Origin of the sequence: Neorhizobium sp. SHOUNA12A, assembly GCF_023006505.1 — a bacterium.
Classification (GTDB): Bacteria; Pseudomonadota; Alphaproteobacteria; order Rhizobiales; family Rhizobiaceae; genus Neorhizobium.
The window spans coordinates 1-2767 of record NZ_JALBGV010000178.1 but is presented as its reverse complement, the minus strand read 5'-3'; the positions used below and the strand labels follow the sequence as shown (position 1 = coordinate 2767).

The window sequence follows — 2767 nt, the reverse complement described above, 5'->3', positions numbered from 1 at the left end:
CGATGCGGTCGTCGCCGGCCTGAAGGCGGTCGCCGAGCGTCACGGACGGCCGATGGCGCAGGTCGCATACGCCTGGGTCGCGAGCCGCCCCGCCATCACCGCACCGATCGTCGGCATTTCGAAGCCAGGACAGTTCGGGGATGCGGTCGAAGCGCTGGAGATCAAGTTGAGCGAGCAGGATGTTGCAGAGCTCGAACAGCATTACCTTCCCAAGTCGATCGCCGGGCATGCCTAGCCGAGCCTCCGGTTGGAGTGCGTTTTAGTAAAAAGAACATCCCGTCAAGGTTTCCGCGGCTCGCCTTTACGAGCATGCACTCCAGTAAACAAGCCGCCGTTAACGGCTAGGATGCCCGTCGCTTCAACCACGTCGGCGGCTGTCCGTAGAACCTTCCTCAAGCGCCCTGCCGCAAAGAGAGACAACCGGGTCGATGAGAGGGACATTTGATCGGTTCATAAAACCGGATTCCTCTCGATGATGTTCCAATCTTTGCGGGGATTTCTTTCGGCACAAAGGCAGGATTACGGCTTCATCTCACCCAGCTTTGTCAAAAGCGCCGCCCCCGTCTTGATGCCGGCAATGAACAAATCCAGCTTCAGGTTCTCATTCGGCGCATGGTTCGCTTCATCCGCATTGGCGTAAGGCACAACGAACGCCGGTTTCTTCAGGATCTTCGTGAACACGTAGTCCGGAAGCGAGCCGCCAACGGTCGGGTAGAGCAGCGGCTCGACGCCGCGGGCGGTAAAGATCGCGTCCCGGATGACCGGCGCGAACGGGCTGTCCATCGGCGTCTTCGACGGCAGCATGGCGTTGAGCGGCACGAATTCCACGTCCGGCGCATGGGCGGCGACATGCGCCCGTACCTTCTCGAACACGTAGTCCGGCGTCAGGCTTTCGACCAGGCGGATGTCGCATTTGGCAAACGCCTCACAGGGCAGAACCGTCTTCTGGCCCGGCCCGCCGTAACCGCCATGCAGGCCGTTGATGGTCAGCGTCGGGTGGAACATCAGCCGATCGAAATAACCGCGGTCGAGGGGCGCGTCGAGTTCCTTGATGCCGAGGTCCGCCTTGATCGCCTCGAGATCGAGCGGCAGCTTGTCGACCGCCTCGCGCTCCATATTGGTCGGCGGCACGACGACGTCGTGCAGGCCGTCGATGGTGATCTCGCCCTTGTCGGTCTTCATCGTGGCGAGCAGATGCACGAGCTTCCAGATCGCATTCGGCATCACCCCGCCGAAATTGCCGGAATGGGCATCGCGATTGGCGGTCTTCGCGCGCAGCTCGAAGGATGCGACACCGCGTACGCCAAAGGTGATGATCGGCGTATCGGATTCATGCAGCGGACCGTCGGAGGTGACGACCAGATCGGCGGTATCCAGCTTGTCGGCATGCTCAGCCACGAATTCGGCGATATGCGGGCTGCCGATTTCCTCTTCGCCTTCCAGCAGGAAGATGACGTTGCAGGGCAGTTCGCCGGTCACCTTCAGATGCGATTCCAGCGCCATCAGCTGGGCGAAATGCTGACCCTTGTTGTCGCCGATGCCGCGCGCATAGATGCGCCCATTGCGGATCGTCGGCTCGAAGGGCGGGCTGTCCCAGAGTTCGTAGGGCTCCGGCGGCTGCACGTCGTAATGGCCGTAAAGCAGGACGGTCGGCTTGCCCGGCTGCTTTTCCATGCGGCCCAGAACCATCGGGTGGTTCTTGGTCGGGATGGTGACCGCCTCCATGCCCATGCCGTTCAGCATGTCGACGAGGATGGCCGCCACTTCCGCGATGCCCGTGTTCTGGGCGCTGATCGAGGGATGGCGGACATAATCCATCACCCGCTCGATGAAGCTTTCGCGGTTTTCTTCGATATGCGCGAAGACGCGCTCCAGATCACTCTCTTGCTCAGTCATCTCATGCATCCTGCTTGGCTGTCAGAAGGAGGGCGCCGGAACCATGCACCGTGCCGCTCCAGCCGGGTGCGACCAATGTCGTCGTGTCGAGCTGGGTGAGGATCATCGGCCCCTTGAACGTGGCGCCTGCACCGAGCGTCGAGCGGTCGACGACCGGAACGCTGGTGACGCCGCTTTCGAAATGCACCGGCACATAGTCGAACGGAGTAACGTCGGAACCCTTATCGAGGATCGCCGGCGGCGGTTCGATCGTTATGCCGGCGGCTTCGACCCGCAGCGTCACGAGCTCGATCGCCGCTTCCAACGCAAAACCGTAAAGCGCCTTGTGTTCGGCGGCGAAGGCAGCTTCTACTGCCTCGCGGGTCTCGTCCCAGGTCACGGCAAGCTCGCCGCCCTGGCCGTGATAGCGCAGCAGCGCCACGGTCGCGATGCGGCGATCCTTTTCGGCCACGCCTTCGGTCTCGAACCAGGCGGAGGCCTGGGTCTTGAGCTCGGCGATGATACCGTTGGCGGTCGCCACATCCACGGCACCGGCTTTCGGCAGCGTGCGGCTGAATTCCGCCTTGAGGTCGGCGGCGAGCAGGCCGTCGGCGCAGAGAATGCCCGGAGCCGGCGCGATCATGACCCGGGAAATCCCGAGCAGTTCGGCGAGCGCGCAGCCATGCAAGGGACCGGCACCACCGAAGGGCACCAGCGTGAAGTCGCGCGGATCATGCCCGCGTTCGACCGAAACGACGCGCACCGCGCCGACCATGTGGTTGTCGACGATCGCCAGAATGCCCCGCGCTGCCGTCGCCGTCGAAAGACCGAGCGGGTTCGCGACCTTGCCGTCGACCGCCTTGCGGGCAGCCTCGACATCGAGCGCCATGCG

3 protein-coding genes are annotated in these 2767 nt (G+C 63.1%); 1 reads left to right on the top strand and 2 read right to left on the bottom strand.

The genetic code is table 11. From position 1 onward, the window contains the following. Positions 1–235, top strand: a 235-nt coding sequence (locus MOV63_RS32295) for an aldo/keto reductase (RefSeq protein ID WP_247039819.1), incomplete at its 5' end; no start/stop codon positions are given. A 284-nt stretch (positions 236–519) separates the two neighbouring features. On the opposite strand, the gene MOV63_RS32290 is transcribed toward MOV63_RS32295, so the two are convergent. Together MOV63_RS32290 and MOV63_RS32285 are read right to left on the bottom strand one after the other, a co-directional pair. Next, positions 520–1896 carry a M20/M25/M40 family metallo-hydrolase gene (locus tag MOV63_RS32290; protein WP_040124662.1) on the bottom strand — a complete coding sequence of 459 codons (1377 nt, stop codon included), beginning with the start codon at positions 1894–1896 and terminating at the stop codon, positions 520–522. 1 nt (position 1897) lies between these two features. Further along, the coding region (locus MOV63_RS32285) for a hydantoinase/oxoprolinase family protein (protein ID WP_309500861.1) at positions 1898–2767 on the bottom strand (870 nt) is incomplete at its 5' end.

Excerpts from the sequence above, each read along its gene's own strand:
- MOV63_RS32290 (WP_040124662.1), bottom strand. The coding sequence starts at position 1,896 with ATGACTGAGCAAGAGAGTGATCTGGAGCGCGTCTTCGCGCATATCGAA.